The organism is Haloarcula sp. H-hyl6 (assembly GCF_056934455.1).
Genome location: NZ_JBRIIK010000002.1, coordinates 803,518 through 819,499, shown reverse-complemented (window position 1 = coordinate 819,499; position 15,982 = coordinate 803,518). Strand labels below are relative to the sequence as shown.

Sequence of the window (15,982 nt, the reverse complement as noted above, 5' to 3'; positions counted from 1 at the left end):
TGCGTGTTTCTCGACCGCGGCGCGTCAGACCGTCTTCGGTCCCGAGCGAGCGGTTTAGGCTCGGCTCGAGGTCCAGTTGAGCACGATGCTCGTCCCGGTGTCGACGCGTTCGGTGGGCGTCACCTGAATCACTCGGGCCCACGTCCCGCCACTCGGGGCGGTGTAAATATCGCCGCCGCAGTAACAGTCGACCTTCACAGCCGGATTCTCTTCGTCGTGGCCGTCGTGCGGATAGCCGGTGCGCGACCACGCGCTCCAGTCGAACGTCTCGCCGTCGTGGCGCGCGACGAGTGTGACCTTCAGCGGTTCACCGATGGTCGTCGTCCCGTAGTGGATGTCCTCCCGGTCGGTGTCCACGGTGTCGAGCGCCTGCGGGGAGTCGGGGACCAGGTCGACCTCGGAGAGCTCCTGCGTGTCGTAGGTCTTCGTGGCTTGTATCTCGGCGTCGTCCGGGGCCTGATACACCTCGGTCGTGAACGGAAGCGACGAGTCCTCGAGGCGAAAACCGATGAGGACCTCGTCCGACGGCACCGACGTCGCCTCGACCAGCGTCGGATGGACCTCCTTGGGGTTCTCGAGGAACTGAGCGTCGTCCGGGGCCTCGGCGGACGTGTCTTCGTGCGTATGTTCGTCTGTATGTTCGGTAGACGTGGGTTCTTGGGTCTTCGTTCCCGTCGGTGTCTCCGTCTCGTTCTGTGTCGTCTGTTCCTCTGGGTTCGAGGACCCCGACGTACAGCCAGCGAGACCGGCGATTGCGACGCTGCAGATTGACTGGATGGCTCTACGCCGAGTGTGATTCGTCTCCTCGCTCATGGTCGAAGCTATCGTCGGGCCCTCTTAGACACCCGTGACGGTTCACGCCAAAACCATTCTCTTACCACCTGTCTAAACCCGGCGTTTTTCGCCGCCGCCACGGCGTCCGGCAGTCCGGACGATACGTCTACCGATGCCGAACTCTGTGACACCACGAGAGAACGCTATCCACAGACGGCTCCCGGACCGAACCGACGCCGCCGGGCCACTTATTTAACGACCGCGGCCGCACCCTTCCCCAATGGCCGGTTCCACAGACGTCGCGACCGAACACGCTCCAGAGGACCACGAGGAGGAACACGAACACCGGAGCAAGTGGCCGCTCGTCGCCGCTATCGGCGCCGCGTCGCTGTATCTCGGCGCAGGTCTCTTCTTCGTCGGCGGCGGCCTCGTTCCGTCAGCCATCCCGACGGCGCTCGTCCCCCTCGGCACCGCGGGGTTGCTCGTCGGACTCGCTGGCTGGGCGAACGAGGCGTTCATCGCGGACTATCGTCGCTCGCGCGGCGGGGAGTCGGACCTCTATACGACCACGATGATACTCTTTCTCGTCTCCGACGTGGCGACGTTCTCGGCTGGGTTCATCTACTACGCGTTCATCCGGGCCGGTGCGTGGCCGCCGGAACATCTCCCGCCGTTGCTCGGTTCGCTGGTCCTCGTCAACACGGCGTTGCTGGTCGCCAGTAGCGTCACGCTCCACTACGGCCACGAGGCCCTCGAAGGCGGAAACCGCCGGCGCTACCTCGGACTGCTGGGGGTGACGCTGCTCCTCGGCGTCGTCTTCCTCGTCGGGCAGAGCGTCGAGTACTACGAACTCGTCGTCGAGGACGGCTTCACGTTCTCCAGCGGTATCCTCGGCAGCGCCTTCTACGGCCTGACGGGTCTGCACGGCCTGCACGTCGCACTCGGGGTGGTGCTCATCGCTATCGCGTTCGGCCGGTCCCTCCGGGGCCACTACTCCGAAGACCGGGACACCGCCATCCAGACCACCTCGCTGTACTGGCACTTCGTCGACGTCGTCTGGCTCGTCCTCGTCGTCGTCCTCTACGTCGGGTCCACGCTCACGGTCTAGTCCGCCGACTCCTCTAACGCCACCAGTTTCCGGTACAGCGGCGGCGTCAGGATACCGATGACGCCGAACGCGATGGCGAAGACGCCGAGTGGGAACTGCAGCGGCGACGCGTCGAAGCACGGGTTCTCGGAGACGGTGGTGACGTAGTGTCGCTCACCCTCGTAGGTGACGAGCGACCCGTTTCGGAACGACTGCGCGTTGGGGAAGTCACCCGTCACGTGGGCCTCGTTCCGCGGGTCCACCAACGCCTCCTCGAAGGCCGTCTGTTCGGCCGTCGAGAGCTCCTCGAACTGGAACCGGGCCACCTGCGGCGGCGAATCGTCGAACCGCTGTGCGGTCTCCTCGGGCCCCTCGACGGCGATGGTCGGCTCGCCGCAGGTGCTTATCTCGTCCTGAATGAGCGCGTACCCGCCGGGGACGGCCCCACCGATGCCGACGGCGACCAGCAACACGCCGAGGAACGGCGCGACGTACGTGAACAGAATCGACTCGGGCTGGTCGCTCACCGTTCAGCCCTCCATCTCCCGTGCCTTGCGCCGCCGTGAGCGGAGGTACTGGAACGTGACGGTCAGGCCGAGGCCGTACGCCCAGTGTGCGACGAGGACGAACGCCAGATAGCCGACGAGTGCGAGGCCCTGCTGACCGGTGTAGAAGGCGATGGAGAACCCGGTGGAGATGAGCGTCGCGAACACCAGTCCCGTCTCGAACATGAGGCGGCCGGGCAGGTACTCCTGGAAGGCGAGGAACAGGAGCGGCCACGTCACCGTCCCGCCGACGAGGAACAGCGCGGCCCCGATGAGCGGGTCCGAGGAGAGGCCGACGAGTTCGGCAATCTCACCGAAGGACCCCGGGTCGAGGACGTCGACGATGACTGCGGTCCCGATACCGCCGGTCATCAGCACCGTGCCGACGAAGCCACCCGCGGCCGCCATCCACGCGTTCCGGTAGACGTTCTCCGCGACGGTGCCGACGCCGCCGAGCAGTCCGAGCGGTTCCATCTCCGGGGCGTAGGACCGGCGCGTGGTCTCCGGTTGGGCCGGTTCGAGGTCGTACTTCTCCATCATGCGCTCCTCGAACCACTGCCACTCGCGGGTGAACTGGTTGGTCGCTTTCAGCCCCCACGGGTCGGTGGTCTGGACGACGTCGCCACGCCAGTACGACACCAGCATGTTGTAGAGCCACATGAGGGCGCTGAGGCCGATGACGTAGGCGCCGACGGTCGCTATCTGCTGGGCGAACTGGTACTCCGGCGGGTAGATGGCCTGTCGCCGCGGGAGTCCGAGGCCGCCGATGACCAGCATGGTCATGAACGTCACGAACGACCCGAAGACGATGAGGGCCGCTTGGAACTTCGCGAGTCTGGTGTCGTACCAGCGGCCGGTGATGAGCGGGTACCAGTAGTAACTCGCGGCTATCATCAGGAACGGGATGATGCCGACGACGATGAGGTGGAAGTGGCCCACCACGTAGTAGGTGCCGTGGTACAACACGTCGATGGGGATGACCGCGAGGAAGACGCCGGTGACGCCGCCGACGATGAACGTCGAGATGCCGCCGGCACAGAGGATGAACGGTGCCGTCATGCGGACGTCCCCGTCCCAGAGGGTCGTTATCCAGTTGAACACCTTGATGGCGCTGGGCACGGCGATGGCGATGGAGATGGCCATGAAGGAGGCCTTGATGCGCGGGTCGACGCTCGTCGTGAACATGTGGTGTGCCCAGACGCCGAACGAGAGCACGCCCAGACCCAGCGTCGAGTAGACGACGAACTTGTAACCGAACAGTTTCCGGCCGACGAACTTCGGGAGGAGCGTACTCATCAGGCCCGAAGCGGGGAGGAAGAGGATGTACACCTCCGGGTGTCCCCAGAACCAGAACAGGTGTTGCCAGAGGATGGCGCCGCCGCCCTCCGTCGCGAAGAACGTCGTCCCGAGGTTCCGGTCCAGCAGGAGCATCACCAGTGCGCTCCCCAAGAGCGGGAACGCGAACAGGGCGAGGCCGCTGGTCACCAGCATGTTCCACGAGAAGATGTCGAGGTTCGCCCACGTCACGTCGTCCGCTCGCTCGTAGACCACGGTCGATATGAAGTTGATGGCACCCACCGTCGTGGCGATACCCGAGAGGTGGAGTCCGAGCAACAGCAAGTCTATCTGCGGGTTGGGTTGTTGGACCGACAGCGGCGCGTAGAGCGTCCACCCGACGCTGACCTCGCGGACGGTGAGGAAGAAGGCGATGGTGTCCTCGGGGAGGAACAACCGCAGTACCTGTCCGCCGACCTGCACCAACAGCCCCATCCGGACCATCAGGAGCGCCGGCGGCAACAGCCAGAAGCCGATGGCGTTCACGCGGGGGAACGCCATGTCGTCGGCACCGATGAGCAAGGGCAGGACGTAGTTGCCGATACCGAAGAACACCGGCAGGACGAAGAAGATGAGCATCGTCAAGCCGTGGGTCGTGAACAGCGCGTTGTACGTCTCCGGGGACCAGATGTCCGCCGGCGGACTGAGTAGTTCCGTCCGCAGCATCATCGCGTCGACGCCGCCCCACAGGCCCGCGATGGTACCGAACGCGATGTAGAGCAACCCGATGTCCCGGTGGTTCGTCGTCGTCAGCCAGCGGTAGACCTGTGACTGGAGGCGGCCAATCTCGAATCGAATCTCCTCGCGTGTCGTGTACCCGCCGTCACTCTCGGGGCGGGCGGCGCGGCGCGCGTGGAACCAGATGCCGAGGATGCTCACCGCGAGCAACGCCAGCGCCGACCCCTCGATGACGGCCCTGTTCATCGTCGCCCGCCCGTTTGGGCATGGACAGTCAGGGGCCGAGCAGTCCGGTCTTCCATTGCCAGACACTGGCAGTCCCACGCTGATAAAACTACCCGAGGACGGAGGGGCCGGGCCGCCGCCGTACCCGCTGGCCAAGCTATATGAGGGGTCCGCGGGAAGGGCCAACCAATGCGTCTCAGTCGCGTGCTGGCGTGGCTCTGTGTCGCCACCGCCGGCGCCGTCCTCTTCACGTCGCCAGTCGCCGCTCAGTCGGTGAACCGCGCGGCTATCGACGACCTGAACGAGCAGTTGCTGTACGTCGCGCTCCCCCTGACCCTGTTCGTCGAACTGACCCTCGTGTACGCGATTTACCGGTTCCAGAACAACGACAACCCGAAACCGACCATCGACGACCCGGCGCTGGAGATTACGTGGACGGCGGCGACGGGAGCGATTCTGGTGTTCGTCGGCATCTCGGCGTTCTTCGTCCTCTCGAACCCCTACATCACGCCCGCCGCGGCGGGCCCGACTGACGCCGGCGGCGAACTCCAGAGCGACACGGAAATCGAGGTGCTCGCCTACCAGTGGGGGTGGGAGTTCCACTACCCCGAGGAGAACGTGACCACTCAATCGCGTCTCGTCATCCCCAAGAATACGGACGTGAAGTTCACGCTCAGGTCGGCAGACGTCATCCACTCGATATACATCCCGCAACTCGGTATCAAACAGGACGTGTTCCCCGGCCAACAAACTGTGGCGCGGACGAAGGCGACCAAGACCGGGTCCTACCGGCTCTACTGCGCGGAGCTCTGTGGGTCGGGCCACTCGCGAATGCACGCCACCGTCGTCGTCATGAACCAGTCAGACTACGACGACTGGGCGGCCGCGCGGCGCAACGGTTCGACCGCCGGGACCAACGCGACGGAACGGACCTCGACGGCGGGGAATCAGACCGCACGGGTCGCGGCCGCCGGTCGCTAGCTCAGGTAGCCGAGTTGTCGTAGGTGTTCGTCCGTGTCTCGCTCCACCTCTCGCTCCGGCGGCACCAGCGTCGGTTCGAACGTCCGCCTGTCCGTGGCGGTCGTTTCGGCCCACGGGACGCGCCGCACCTCCGGTACCGGCACGGCGTAGCGGTGCATGTACATCCCCCACTCGCCGTATGCGTTCCCGTGGTCGGCGCTCAGGACGACGCGCTCCGCGTCCACGTTCTCCAGCAGTATCGCGACTTCGTCGAGGACCCACCGGAGATTGTCGAGGTACGCGTCCCAGACCTTCTGGTAGTCGCCGCCGTTCTTGAGGTACTCGAACGGCTCACCCTCCCACGGTTCGAGCGTCTCCCGACCCTCCGCAATCGCCCGCGCCGTGAACGGGTGGTGTGGCTGTTCGTAGTGGACGACGAGTCGGTCGGGGTCCATCTCTCGGCCGACGCTGACGGCCCGCTCCGTGACCGGTCGCGGGAGCGTCAGTCCGACCGGCGGCGGGTCGGCGTACTTCCACGGCTGGTCGACGTACGCGAAGTCCTCGGGGTACACGGTCTGCCAGTTCGTCCACGAGAGGCCCCGGCCGTCCTCCGGGAACTCCCTGTTGCGCAGGACGCGTTCGGTGAACGCGTTCGCCGAGACGAGCGCCGTCTCCGCCACGGCCGCTCTGTGACGTTCGGTAAACGTCTGGGCTATCCACTCGGCGGAGGCCGACCCGACCGACCAGATCGCGTCTACGTCCCCGACGAAGTCGTACTCCGGGGCCACCTCCCTGAGTGCGTCGACCCGACAGGTGTCGAGGATGACCAGCAAGTCCCAGTCCCGGTCGTAGACGTTCGTCCCGACCGGGTACCGAGACAACACCGACATCGCGGCCCCGACGTACTGGTAGTAGGCCCGCTTGAGTATCGATTCCACACGCCACACTCGGGGCGGTGTCGACATTGTAAATCGCAGGTAAGGGGGTATAAGCTCAGCTTATCGAGCAGTTCGGCCTCATTCCGGGGAACTCGCTGTGGGTGTGAGCGAGACAATAGCGGGGTACGCCCCACACCACAGGACCGCGTCCCAAAGACGTGCCACCGGGCGCTGTCACAACCCACATTATCGAGAGGCGCTAAGGCTACGGCATGATAGAGGTGCGAGAGCGCGTCCCCGAACTGACTGGACTGTTGACCGTCGTCTCACTGGCGCTCGTGTTCGGTGCCGTTCTCGGCGCGATTCCGCGGGCCGTCCTCCCGCGGGCACCGGAGTCCGTCCTCGCGGCCATCCCCCACGTCAACGCACTCGTGAGCGCCGCCGCTATCGTGACTATCCTCACGGGCGTCCGCTCGATTCGGAACGGCGACGTGCGGCGGCACCAGCAGTTGATGCTCGCGACGTTCGGCCTGTTCGGCACGTTCCTCGTGCTCTATCTCTACCGGGTGACCCTCGAAGGGCCGACGGAGTTCGCCGGTCCCGCCGCCGTGGAGTCGTACGTCTACCTCCCGCTGTTGGCCGTCCACATCCTCCTCGCTATCCTCGCCATCCCGGCGGTGTACTACGTCCTCCTGTTGGCCGCCAGCTATCCGGCCGCCGAACTGTCGGCGACGAACCACCCGCGGGCCGGGAAAGTCGCCGCGACGCTGTGGCTCGTCTCCTTCTCGCTCGGCATCGTCGTCTACGCGATGCTGTATCTGGTGTGGTGACGGGCGGCGTCGAAGAGTCACTCGTTCGATTCGACTCGGCAACCCACAGGACGCCCGCTATCGAGGGCCACGTCGAGTACGCGTACGGCGACGCGTACGAGTCCGGGGTCGAAACCGTCGACGACCTCCTCGGGGTCGCCGCCGTCCTCGAAACCACGGGCGTCTCGGCGTACGACGGCGCGATTGCGCTCGTCGACAACCCGGAGCTCCAGACCGCCGGCGCGACCATCGCGACCGTCGAAGCGCGCCACGCGTCGTACCTGAACCTCGTCGCCGGCACGGACTCGTTCCCCGCCGACCAGTTCATCGACGGGTGGTAGTCCCAGCGGCCGGGATGGAACTGACTCTCTCGTCGCGCACTGTTCGTGAAAAGCGAGACCACTCGGGACGTCGACCGTCGCCCTAGTCGTCCGCGAACGTCGGTTCGCCCCCGATGTCGGGGCGGGTGACCTCGCGGTCGGTCTCCTCGCCCTCGATGTCGTAGGGGTACTCCCCCGTGACGCAACCGAGACAGAGGTCGGTCTTGCTCGTCTCCAGCGTCTCGGCGATGGCGTCGATAGAGAGGTACGACAGCGAGTCGGCCTCTATCTCGTCGCAGATGTCGTCGACGGACTGGTCGCCGGCGATGAGTTCGTCCCGGGAAGCCATGTCGATGCCCATGTAACACGGAGCCACGATGGGCGGCGCGCCGATGCGGACGTTGACCTCCTCTGCGCCGGCGTCTTTCAGCAACTGGATGAGTTGCGTCGAGGTGGTCCCGCGGACGATGGAGTCGTCGATGATGGTGACTTTCTTCCCCTCGATGGTGGACTTGATGGGGTTGAGTTTCAGGCGGACGGCCCGTTCCCGTTCGTCCTGCGTCGGCATGATGAACGTCCGGCCGACGTAGCGGTTCTTCATCAGCCCCTCGGCGAACTCGATGTCCGACCCGTCGTCCTGTGCGGCCTCGGCGTACCCGGAGGCGAACGCGCGTCCGGAGTCGGGAACGGGCAAGACGACGTCGGACTCGACGCCCGACTCCTCCCATAGCTTGCGGCCCAGTTCGCGCCGGACTTCGTACACCAGACTCTCGTCGATGGTCGAGTCCGGACGGGCGAAGTAGACGTGTTCGAAGAAGCAGTGGGCCGTGTTCTCCTTCTCGATGAGTTGATACGTGTCGTAGCCTGTCCCGTCGGGATGCAGGACGACCAGTTCGCCCGGCTTGACGTCGCGGATGAGTTCGCCGTCCAGCGTGTCGATGGCGGCCGACTCCGACGTGAGGACGTAGCCGTCGTCCAGTTCGCCGATGCACAGCGGTCGGTTGCCCTCAGGGTCTCTGACCCCGAGGACCGTCTCGTCGTGCATGATGGTCAGCGAGTACGACCCGTGGATGCGCTCCATCGTCCGCTTGACGGCGCGGACGAGGTCTTCTTCCAGCAGGTTACGCGCGAGGTCGTGCGCGATGACCTCCGTGTCGCCGTCGCTCGTGAAGGCGTGGCCGAGGTCGGCCAGTTCGTCGCCTATCTCGTCGGCGTTGACGAGGTTGCCGTTGTGCGAGAGGCCGAGCGACCCGGACTTGAACGAGACGGAGAACGGTTGGGCACAGCAGGCGTTGACGCTTCCAGCGGTCGGGTAGCGGACGTGGCCGATACCGTTCGAACCGTTGAGCGATTCGAGGTCACCGGGCCCGAACGCGTCGCCGACGAGGCCCATCTCGACGTGGCTGTGTTGCTGGAAGCCGTCGTGCGTGACGATGCCGGCGGATTCCTGACCGCGGTGCTGGAGGGCGTACAGGGAGTAATAGAGGGGTCGGGCGGCGTTACGGTCCTCGAGAGAGATGCCGACAACGCCGCACTTCTCGTGCATGGTAGGGGAGTGTTATTCGCCGGCTTTCGACTGCCACTCGTAGTCTCGTCGCTTGGCCGACTTGCCGAAGCCACACGACGAACAGACTTTCTTTTTGGTGTGATACGACTTCTCGCCACACCGGCGACACTTCGTGTGTGTCGTGGTGTTCTTCTTGCCCTGGCTCGGGGTTCCTGCACCAGTCATGGGTTAATCGAGACGACGTTATCCCCGCGTATAATCGTTGTGTCTTCGTCTTCGATGACGAGGTTCATGTGCTGGTCGTACCCAGTCAGTTCGCCCTCGAATATCTCGCCGCCCTTGAGTTGTACGGTGACGTCCTCACCGAGCGAAGCTTCGAGAACGTCAAGCGGTCGTCCACTCATGTTCGGTTGGGATAGTGACTGCCGCTTAAACGTACCGCTTGCGCGCCCCGAACCAGACAGGCGATAGACAGGAACGGACGGCGATGGACGGACGTGTCTACGCCGGGTCACCGTCGGGCGGGTCGTCTGTCCCCTCCGTCTCGGTGGCGTCGACGTCCACCGACTCCTCGGGCGGGACGGGGGCGGTCCCGCCGGTCGGCACGGGCGACTCCTCGTCACCGGCTCTCGCCACGAGTTCCGGAAGGACGAGTCGAGCGAAGTGATACACCACGACCAGCACCAGCGGCCCGAGAAAGAGGCCGTACCACCCGAACAGGAGCGGTCCGATGATGTACGCTATCATCACGAGACCGACGTGGAGGTTCCGACCGGAGACGTACGGTCGGAGCAGTAAGTCCGGGATGAAGTCGACCAGCACCACCGTCGCCACGACGAACACGAACGGGAACCACAGCGGGTCGCCGTCGAACAGAGCGCGTGCGAACAGGCCGACGGCCACGGGAACGTAGACGAGTTTCATCCCGACGACCGGAATCAGACTCGCGGCCCCGGCGAGCACCCCCAGCAGCGCCGGATACGGGATGCCCTCGGTCGGGGCGAAGACGTTCAGGACCGTGTAGACGACGACGGCGACGACGGCGACGACGAACGCGTTCAGGATGTTGCCGAAGAAGACGCTCCCGAGGTCCTCGTCGACGGCGTGGACGTAGCCCTCGAAGACGCCGGCCTCGTCGCCGAAGGTGCCTCGGAACCACCGTCCGAGTCGCGGGCCGTCCCGGAGGAGGTAGAACGCCACGGCGAGGGCGAGAAACAGATTGATGACCGCCGTCCCGACCAGCGGGACGTAGTCGAGGACGCCCTCGGCGAGCAACTGGCCGGCGTCCATCACGTCGGGGTTCCGGAGGAGCACCTCCGGGTCTTGGACGACGCCCGAGACGTCGACGTACGGTTCCGCACGTTCGGCCAGCGGTCCGAGGTCGACCGTCTCTGCGAGGCGCCCCAGTTCCTGTACGGCGATGGCGAGCGTGTAGCCGACGAGGAGGACCACTGGCACGGCGAGGACGAGTAGGGCCGTCGCCGCGGCGACGCTCGGGCGAAGCCGCGAGCGGAGTCGTCGGTGAACCGGCCGCGTCACGTAGTAGAGGAACAGGCCGAGGACGAAGGTGCCGACGTAGCTAGCGAGGACCCACGCGACGACGGCACCGGCCGCGAGAGCGGCGACCCACCACGCCGTCCGGTCCCGGGAGGGGGGGAACTCCATGTTACGCCTGACGGTCACGCGACCGTCGGTACCGGCGGTCCGTTACCTGTTCCGGAGGGGACGACGCGACGCTCGCCATACCGCACCGCTCGGCGTCTGCGCGGTTCGTTATACCCCGGATACCCGACCCGGGCGTCGGTAAGCGCGGCTTAGACCTCGACGGAGAACGGGGCGCTGTCCGTCGCACTGACCGCGAACCCGGCCAGTAGGTCCGCCAGCGCGTCGATGTCCGTCGGGTCGATGACCTCGACTGGGGTGTGCATGTACCGGTTCGGCAGGCCGACGTTGGCGGCGGGGATGCCCCCGCGTGCGGTGAAGAAGGCGTCCGCGTCGGTGCCAGTCCGGATGCCCGTCGCCTGCAACTGGAGGTCTATCTCCGCGCTCGCACCGGCCTCTCGGAGCGTCTCGACGACGACAGGGTGGTTGGCGCTCCCGCGGGCGACGACCGGGCCCCCACCGAGTTCGACGCCGTTCGAGCGCTTCCCCGGGGAGTCCGGGTTGTCCGTCGCGTGGGTCACGTCGACTGCGAGGACGGCGTCGGGGTCGAGGTCGAACCCCACCATCTTCGCGCCCTGCAGGCCGACCTCCTCCTGCACCGTCGAGACGGCGTGGACGGTGGCGTCGACGCCCTGTTCGGCGGCCCGGCGGAGGCCCTCGGCGGCGGCCCAGATGCCGATGCGGTTGTCCATCCCGCGCGCGGCGAGGCGGCCGTTCTGGAGTTCGCTGAGGGTCTGCTGGAAGGTCACGGGGTCGCCCCGGTCGACCAGTTCCTCGAGTTCGTCGCCGTCCGCCGCGCCTACGTCGACGTGCTGTTCCGCTACCTCCGGGACGCTCTCGTCGTCCGGGTCCCGGAGGTGGATGGCAGTCTGGCCGACGACGCCGGACACCGGCCCGTCTTCGGTGTGTACGGTGACGTGTTGGCCCCGTGAGACAGTCTTGTCCGACCCGCCGATGCGCTCGATTCGCAGGAAGCCGTCGTCGGTGAGGTCCCGCACGATGAACCCGATTTCGTCCCCGTGACCCGCCAGCGCGACCGACGTGTCGTTCCCGTGGATGGTCGCGACGGCGTTCCCGTAGTCGTCGGTCCGAACCTCGTCTGCGAACTCGCTCACGTACTCGACCCACACCCGTTGCCCGTCGGCCTCGTACCCGGAGGGAGCCGGGGTAGTCAGGAGCGATTCGAGGAACGCCCGTCGTCGTTCGTCCATACCCGGCCTTAGCCGGCATCCGTGAAGAATCACGGGGCCGCCACAACGGATAAAAGCCGGGACGGCGAAGTATCAGCATGGCGAAATTCACGTTCCTCGAACTGCACTTGGACGGCGCAGAGTTCACCGCGAACGCCCCCGGAAGCGGACGCGGCGGCGACGAGGCACAGGACGTCTCGGACGAGGACGCGGCGGATGGCGAATCGGGCGGCCGCGGAGCGCTTGTCGCGGTGCTCGCGCTCCTCGTTCTCGCCGCCGTCGCGGTGGCGGGCAAGAAACTGCTGGGCGGCGGGGCGGACGATGAGGACCTCCCGTCGGTCGAATAGACGGACCCGCCGCGTCGAACCGACACCCCGCGCGGGGAGAAGGACTATGGCCGCCCGTCCCCTTCTTCGGGTATGGGATTGTATCACAGCGTCCGCGCCGTCGCCGGCGCCTCGGGCGACGGTCCGATAGACTGGACTGCCGTCGCCGAGGCCGCGAAGGCGTCGACGGACCCCGGTGACCTAGACGTCTCCGCGGCCGAGCGTCGGGGCTACGCGAACGACGTCCGGGACGCCCGGGACCGAGTCCGAGAGGTCGGTGCCCTCGACTTCGACCTCCCGGATACGGTCGAGATTCAACACCGACACCACTGGATAGACGCCAACGTCGCCACCTTCGAGCGAGTGATGGCCCCCATCGAACAGCAGGCCGAGTACATCCCCGGCGTCGCCCGCGTGGTCAACACGGGGTCGATGGCGTTCGCGCTCTCGTTCCTCGGGAACAACGTCCTCGGGCAGTACGACCCCCTCCTCCTCGCCGACGGCGACGACCACGCGCTGTACTTCGTCCGCCCGAACATCCGGAAGGTGGCCGACCAACTCGACGTCGACCACGACCGCTTCCGCCGCTGGATAGCGTTCCACGAGGTGACACACGCCGCCGAGTTCGGGGCCGCACCGTGGCTCTCGGAACACATGGAGGAGACGATGGAGGAGGCCATCGACCGCCTGACCGACGGCGATTTGGACCGCACGTCGCTGGGTGAACTGGACACGACCATGACCGCCGTCGAGGGGTACGCGGAGTTGCTGATGGACCGCGCCTTCGACGACGAGTACGACGACCTGCGCCGGAAAGTCGACGAGCGGAGGAAAGGCAGGGGGCCGGTCGCACAACTGGTCCGCCGGGTCCTCGGACTCGGGATGAAGCGCCAGCAGTACGAACGGGGGAAGGCCTTCTTCGAGGCGGTGGCCGACGCTCGCGGCGTCGCGGCCGCCGGTCGCGTGTGGGACTCGCCGGAGACGCTCCCCACCGACGAGGAAATCGACGACCCGGCGCTCTGGTTGGCCCGCGTCGACCCGTAGGGACCAGACTGCCGTCTCGTCGACTCTCTACTGCCGATTCCACGACTTACCGCCCGAAAGTTCACCATTACCTTACGGTCACTTCGAGTAAGCCAGTCCCAGATGCAACTCGCCAGTCGTATCGCGTCCGGAGTGAGCGCTGGCCACTCTGTGCGAACTCACGGGTCGAACCTCGAAGTCAGCGTCCACGACTCGGTTCGGGACGTGCCGAGCGCCGAGTGGAACGACGTGGTCGACCACGCCAGTCGCGGGAGCGTCTTCCACCGCTACGAGTGGCTCGACGCCGTGGAGGCGGGTCTCGACCGCGCTCCGCGTCACCTCGTGGTTCGAAAGGACGGGAACCTCGTGGGCCTCTTTCCGAACTTCCGCGCGCCGCTGGAGGGGGCGTCCCGGTCGCCCTTTCGCCGCCTGACCTCCATCGACCCCGGTTTCGGCGGCCCGGTGATGACCACCGACATCGACGCCGTCCTCTCTGCGACGCTGGCCGCGGTGCCGGACCTCCTCTCGGCGCGGACCATCGTCCACGAGATTCGCGCACTCGACCCGAGCTATCTCCGGTACAACACCGTCCTGCAGGCACACGACTACGAGCCGAACCGCCGCCGATGCCGGTTCTTGCTCCACCTCTCGCGCGGGTACGAGGCCATCCTCGCCGACATGAGTCGGTCGCGGCGCCGCGGCATCGAACGCGCCCGCGAGTCCGGTGTTCAGGTCGTCGAAGAGCCGGTTACGTGGGACTCGTTGGACCGCTTCTACCGGACCTACGAGCAGGTGATGGCCCGCATCGGCGTCGACCCCTTCCCGTTCGAGTTCGTCGAGGAACTGCTCGGGATGCGAGAGCGCCTGCTCCTCGTCACGGCCCGCGTCGACGGGCAGTACGCCGGCGGACTGTTGGAGATTCTGGACGACGAACAGTCCTCGGTCCACGGCTACCTCTCGGCGGTTCCCGAGCGGTTCTTCGACTACCACACATCGGAGCGGTTGTACGACTACGTCCTCCAGTGGGGCATCGACCACGGCTACGACGTCTACGACCTCGGGACCACGAAGCCGGACTACGAGAACGGCCTGTTCCGGTACAAGGAGGGGTTCGGCGGTCAGCCGGTGCCGACGCTGGTGTGGGAGCGCGGCGACAACCCGGTCTGGAGCGCCTTCCACAGAGGGCGCTCCCTGTACATGAAACACTTCGGGTGAGCGTGCGGAGGTGCGCGGGGGAGCGTTACTCGCGCTTCGAGCGGCGGCCGTCGCCGTCCGCCGCTCGCGTGAGGTCGTCGTCGTCCGACCGTCGCTCCTGCGTCCGGACGCCGGGTTTCGGCCCCCGTTCTCTGTCGTCCTCGTAGGGCGTGTCCGCGATGCTGTCGGGGAACGTGAACTCGGCGAGGACGCGGCCCACGACGGCCGTCCCGAGGCCGATGCCGAGTACGACCGGGATGTCGGCCCCGCCCCACAGCGTGACGAGAGCCATGGACCCGCCGACCAGCAGGGCGAACCCGATTTTCAGTTGCTTGAGGAACTTCTCGCGGTCGGCCCGGGTGATAGAGGGGCCGACCATCAGGCTTCACCTGTCCGGTCGGTACCGCGTGGGGGTGTCATCAGTGGAATCCTCGCTGCACGTCTTCCTCGACGACGTCCTCGAACTCCTTGTCGAGCAGTTCCTCGGCCTCCTCGAACGTCGTCGAGAGGTCGTCCATCCGGTCCGGCCGGTCGTACTGGTCGAACTCCATCGGCCCGTACGCCGGGGAGTCGACGGCGTCCATCACGTCTTCGAGCATGTCCCGCGGCGTCGTCGGCGCGTCGGCGTGGGTTTCCAGCACCGTCTGGAGGTTCTTGGCCTTCTCCTCGGCGTCGTCCTCGTCCTCGGGTGCCTGCTGGACGCCGAACAGGCCCGACCCGTCCTCGGGGAACAAGGGGTCGATGTCCTCGTCGATGCGGCGGGCGACCCGTGAGCCCACACCCTGTACCTCGAAGGGGTTCTTCGCGTACGTCTTGAGTTGGTAGACGCCCGCGGAGGGATGACCGATATAGAGGTCCTCGCCGATGCCGTTCGCGCGGTCGCCGCCGACGGCGCGCCACCCGCCGGGGTCGGCGCTGCTGTCCATCACGTCCTCGATGATGTCCTGCCAGTCACGAACGCGCATTGTCGTTCGAGGGTTGCATCCGCGGCAGAATGAAGGCATCGGTCCGTGCGACACGCGCCCACGCTGGTCCGTCGGTCGGAGCCGAACCCATTTACACCGGTGGACGGACCTAGCGGTATGGAGAGCGAGTCCAACGTGTTGGGCGGCGACCTCGAAAGTTGCTCGCAGGACCCGGTGACGGGGTTCATGCGCGACGGCTACTGTTACCCCCTCCAGCGCGACCCGGGTCGGCACGAAATCTGCGCGGTGATGACCGACGAGTTCCTCCAGTACAGCAAGGCGGCCGGCAACGACCTCGTCACGCCCCGCCCCCAACTGAACTTCCCGGGCCTCGAACCGGGCGACCGGTGGTGCGTCTGCGTGCCGCGCTGGATAGACGCCCACGAGGACGGTCACGCGCCGCCGGTGGTCCTCGACGCGACGAGCGAGGACGTCCTCGAAGACGTATCTCTGGAGACGTTACGGAGCTACAGTCACGAGAACGAGGCGGAGACCTGAATCGCG

General features: G+C 66.3%; 19 protein-coding genes. 8 read left to right on the top strand and 11 right to left on the bottom strand.

Annotated features, from left to right (window positions below; translation table 11 throughout):
- Positions 1 to 54: 54 nt before the first annotated feature.
- A complete protein-coding gene (locus Hhyl6_RS17800; RefSeq protein WP_483740587.1) occupies positions 55 to 813 on the bottom strand; it encodes a hypothetical protein in 759 nt (252 codons plus the stop codon).
- A 241-nt stretch (positions 814 to 1,054) separates the two neighbouring features.
- Here Hhyl6_RS17800 and Hhyl6_RS17795 point away from each other — a divergent pair, with 241 nt between their 5' ends.
- Complete coding sequence (locus Hhyl6_RS17795) at positions 1,055 to 1,882, top strand: cytochrome c oxidase subunit 3 (protein ID WP_483740586.1); 828 nt, start codon at positions 1,055 to 1,057, stop codon at positions 1,880 to 1,882.
- Here the strand turns inward: Hhyl6_RS17795 and Hhyl6_RS17790 are convergent.
- Together Hhyl6_RS17790 and Hhyl6_RS17785 are read right to left on the bottom strand one after the other, a co-directional pair.
- Positions 1,879 to 2,388, bottom strand: a complete 510-nt coding sequence (locus Hhyl6_RS17790; RefSeq protein ID WP_483740585.1) for a DUF7979 domain-containing protein — start codon at positions 2,386 to 2,388, stop codon at positions 1,879 to 1,881. The genes Hhyl6_RS17795 and Hhyl6_RS17790 overlap by 4 nt on opposite strands.
- Before the next feature lie 3 nt (positions 2,389 to 2,391).
- Positions 2,392 to 4,665, bottom strand: coding sequence for a DUF6789 family protein (locus Hhyl6_RS17785; RefSeq protein WP_483740584.1), 2,274 nt, complete (start codon positions 4,663 to 4,665; stop codon positions 2,392 to 2,394).
- 168 nt (positions 4,666 to 4,833) lie between these two features.
- Here Hhyl6_RS17785 and coxB point away from each other — a divergent pair, with 168 nt between their 5' ends.
- Positions 4,834 to 5,625 (top strand): cytochrome c oxidase subunit II, encoded by a 792-nt coding sequence (gene coxB / locus Hhyl6_RS17780; RefSeq protein ID WP_483740583.1) that lies wholly within the window; start codon positions 4,834 to 4,836, stop codon positions 5,623 to 5,625.
- Here coxB and Hhyl6_RS17775 read toward each other — a convergent pair.
- Positions 5,622 to 6,542 carry a hypothetical protein gene (locus tag Hhyl6_RS17775; protein ID WP_483740582.1) on the bottom strand — a complete coding sequence of 307 codons (921 nt, stop codon included), beginning with the start codon at positions 6,540 to 6,542 and terminating at the stop codon, positions 5,622 to 5,624. The genes coxB and Hhyl6_RS17775 overlap by 4 nt on opposite strands.
- 212 nt (positions 6,543 to 6,754) lie before the next feature.
- Between Hhyl6_RS17775 and Hhyl6_RS17770 the strand changes: the two genes are divergently transcribed.
- Both Hhyl6_RS17770 and Hhyl6_RS17765 read left to right on the top strand, forming a co-directional pair.
- Entirely contained in the window at positions 6,755 to 7,312 is a 558-nt protein-coding gene (locus Hhyl6_RS17770) for a DUF420 domain-containing protein (protein ID WP_483740581.1), read from the top strand.
- Complete coding sequence (locus tag Hhyl6_RS17765) at positions 7,309 to 7,632, top strand: ferritin-like domain-containing protein (RefSeq protein WP_483740580.1); 324 nt, start codon at positions 7,309 to 7,311, stop codon at positions 7,630 to 7,632. The genes Hhyl6_RS17770 and Hhyl6_RS17765 overlap by 4 nt, the downstream gene beginning before the upstream one ends.
- Positions 7,633 to 7,714: 82 nt before the next feature.
- Here Hhyl6_RS17765 and purF read toward each other — a convergent pair whose 3' ends face one another.
- The 5 genes from purF to Hhyl6_RS17740 all read right to left on the bottom strand — a co-directional run bounded on the left by purF (position 7,715) and on the right by Hhyl6_RS17740 (position 11,991).
- Entirely contained in the window at positions 7,715 to 9,157 is a 1,443-nt protein-coding gene (gene purF / locus Hhyl6_RS17760) for an amidophosphoribosyltransferase (RefSeq protein WP_483740579.1), read from the bottom strand.
- A 12-nt stretch (positions 9,158 to 9,169) separates the two neighbouring features.
- A complete protein-coding gene (locus tag Hhyl6_RS17755) occupies positions 9,170 to 9,343 on the bottom strand; it encodes a 50S ribosomal protein L37e (protein ID WP_004517916.1) in 174 nt (57 codons plus the stop codon).
- A complete protein-coding gene (locus tag Hhyl6_RS17750) occupies positions 9,340 to 9,522 on the bottom strand; it encodes an LSM domain-containing protein (RefSeq protein ID WP_135303005.1) in 183 nt (60 codons plus the stop codon). The genes Hhyl6_RS17755 and Hhyl6_RS17750 overlap by 4 nt, the downstream gene beginning before the upstream one ends.
- 97 nt (positions 9,523 to 9,619) lie before the next feature.
- Positions 9,620 to 10,801: an AI-2E family transporter gene (locus tag Hhyl6_RS17745; RefSeq protein WP_483740578.1), complete on the bottom strand. Its 1,182-nt coding sequence runs from the start codon at positions 10,799 to 10,801 to the stop codon at positions 9,620 to 9,622.
- A 131-nt stretch (positions 10,802 to 10,932) separates the two neighbouring features.
- The gene (locus tag Hhyl6_RS17740) at positions 10,933 to 11,991 is read right to left on the bottom strand and encodes a M28 family peptidase (RefSeq protein ID WP_483740577.1); all 1,059 of its coding nucleotides are present in this window, start codon (positions 11,989 to 11,991) and stop codon (positions 10,933 to 10,935) included.
- Positions 11,992 to 12,068: 77 nt separating this feature from the next.
- On the opposite strand from Hhyl6_RS17740, the gene Hhyl6_RS17735 reads away from it, so the two are divergent.
- The 3 genes from Hhyl6_RS17735 (at position 12,069) to Hhyl6_RS17725 (ending at position 14,534) form a co-directional block, all read left to right on the top strand.
- Positions 12,069 to 12,317 (top strand): hypothetical protein, encoded by a 249-nt coding sequence (locus Hhyl6_RS17735; RefSeq protein ID WP_483740576.1) that lies wholly within the window; start codon positions 12,069 to 12,071, stop codon positions 12,315 to 12,317.
- A 72-nt stretch (positions 12,318 to 12,389) separates the two neighbouring features.
- Entirely contained in the window at positions 12,390 to 13,340 is a 951-nt protein-coding gene (locus Hhyl6_RS17730) for a zinc-dependent metalloprotease (RefSeq protein WP_483740575.1), read from the top strand.
- A gap of 102 nt (positions 13,341 to 13,442) precedes the next feature.
- Positions 13,443 to 14,534, top strand: a complete 1,092-nt coding sequence (locus Hhyl6_RS17725) for a GNAT family N-acetyltransferase (RefSeq protein ID WP_483740574.1) — start codon at positions 13,443 to 13,445, stop codon at positions 14,532 to 14,534.
- A gap of 25 nt (positions 14,535 to 14,559) precedes the next feature.
- On the opposite strand, the gene Hhyl6_RS17720 is transcribed toward Hhyl6_RS17725, so the two are convergent.
- Positions 14,560 to 14,892, bottom strand: coding sequence for a hypothetical protein (locus Hhyl6_RS17720; RefSeq protein WP_483740573.1), 333 nt, complete (start codon positions 14,890 to 14,892; stop codon positions 14,560 to 14,562).
- 40 nt (positions 14,893 to 14,932) lie between these two features.
- Positions 14,933 to 15,478, bottom strand: a complete 546-nt coding sequence (locus Hhyl6_RS17715) for a hypothetical protein (RefSeq protein ID WP_483740572.1) — start codon at positions 15,476 to 15,478, stop codon at positions 14,933 to 14,935.
- 117 nt (positions 15,479 to 15,595) lie between these two features.
- On the opposite strand from Hhyl6_RS17715, the gene Hhyl6_RS17710 reads away from it, so the two are divergent.
- Positions 15,596 to 15,976 carry a DUF2237 family protein gene (locus Hhyl6_RS17710; protein WP_483740571.1) on the top strand — a complete coding sequence of 127 codons (381 nt, stop codon included), beginning with the start codon at positions 15,596 to 15,598 and terminating at the stop codon, positions 15,974 to 15,976.
- Positions 15,977 to 15,982: the final 6 nt, after the last annotated feature.

Coding starts and splice junctions, on each gene's coding strand:
- Hhyl6_RS17795 (WP_483740586.1), top strand. CDS start 1,055: ATGGCCGGTTCCACAGACGTCGCGACCGAACACGCTCCAGAGGACCAC.
- coxB (WP_483740583.1), top strand. CDS start 4,834: ATGCGTCTCAGTCGCGTGCTGGCGTGGCTCTGTGTCGCCACCGCCGGC.
- Hhyl6_RS17750 (WP_135303005.1), bottom strand. CDS start 9,522: ATGAGTGGACGACCGCTTGACGTTCTCGAAGCTTCGCTCGGTGAGGAC.
- Hhyl6_RS17755 (WP_004517916.1), bottom strand. CDS start 9,343: ATGACTGGTGCAGGAACCCCGAGCCAGGGCAAGAAGAACACCACGACA.
- Hhyl6_RS17725 (WP_483740574.1), top strand. CDS start 13,443: ATGCAACTCGCCAGTCGTATCGCGTCCGGAGTGAGCGCTGGCCACTCT.
- Hhyl6_RS17785 (WP_483740584.1), bottom strand. CDS start 4,665: ATGAACAGGGCCGTCATCGAGGGGTCGGCGCTGGCGTTGCTCGCGGTG.
- Hhyl6_RS17710 (WP_483740571.1), top strand. CDS start 15,596: ATGGAGAGCGAGTCCAACGTGTTGGGCGGCGACCTCGAAAGTTGCTCG.
- Hhyl6_RS17800 (WP_483740587.1), bottom strand. CDS start 813: ATGAGCGAGGAGACGAATCACACTCGGCGTAGAGCCATCCAGTCAATC.
- Hhyl6_RS17740 (WP_483740577.1), bottom strand. CDS start 11,991: ATGGACGAACGACGACGGGCGTTCCTCGAATCGCTCCTGACTACCCCG.
- Hhyl6_RS17735 (WP_483740576.1), top strand. CDS start 12,069: ATGGCGAAATTCACGTTCCTCGAACTGCACTTGGACGGCGCAGAGTTC.
- Hhyl6_RS17720 (WP_483740573.1), bottom strand. CDS start 14,892: ATGGTCGGCCCCTCTATCACCCGGGCCGACCGCGAGAAGTTCCTCAAG.
- purF (WP_483740579.1), bottom strand. CDS start 9,157: ATGCACGAGAAGTGCGGCGTTGTCGGCATCTCTCTCGAGGACCGTAAC.
- Hhyl6_RS17770 (WP_483740581.1), top strand. CDS start 6,755: ATGATAGAGGTGCGAGAGCGCGTCCCCGAACTGACTGGACTGTTGACC.
- Hhyl6_RS17730 (WP_483740575.1), top strand. CDS start 12,390: ATGGGATTGTATCACAGCGTCCGCGCCGTCGCCGGCGCCTCGGGCGAC.
- Hhyl6_RS17715 (WP_483740572.1), bottom strand. CDS start 15,478: ATGCGCGTTCGTGACTGGCAGGACATCATCGAGGACGTGATGGACAGC.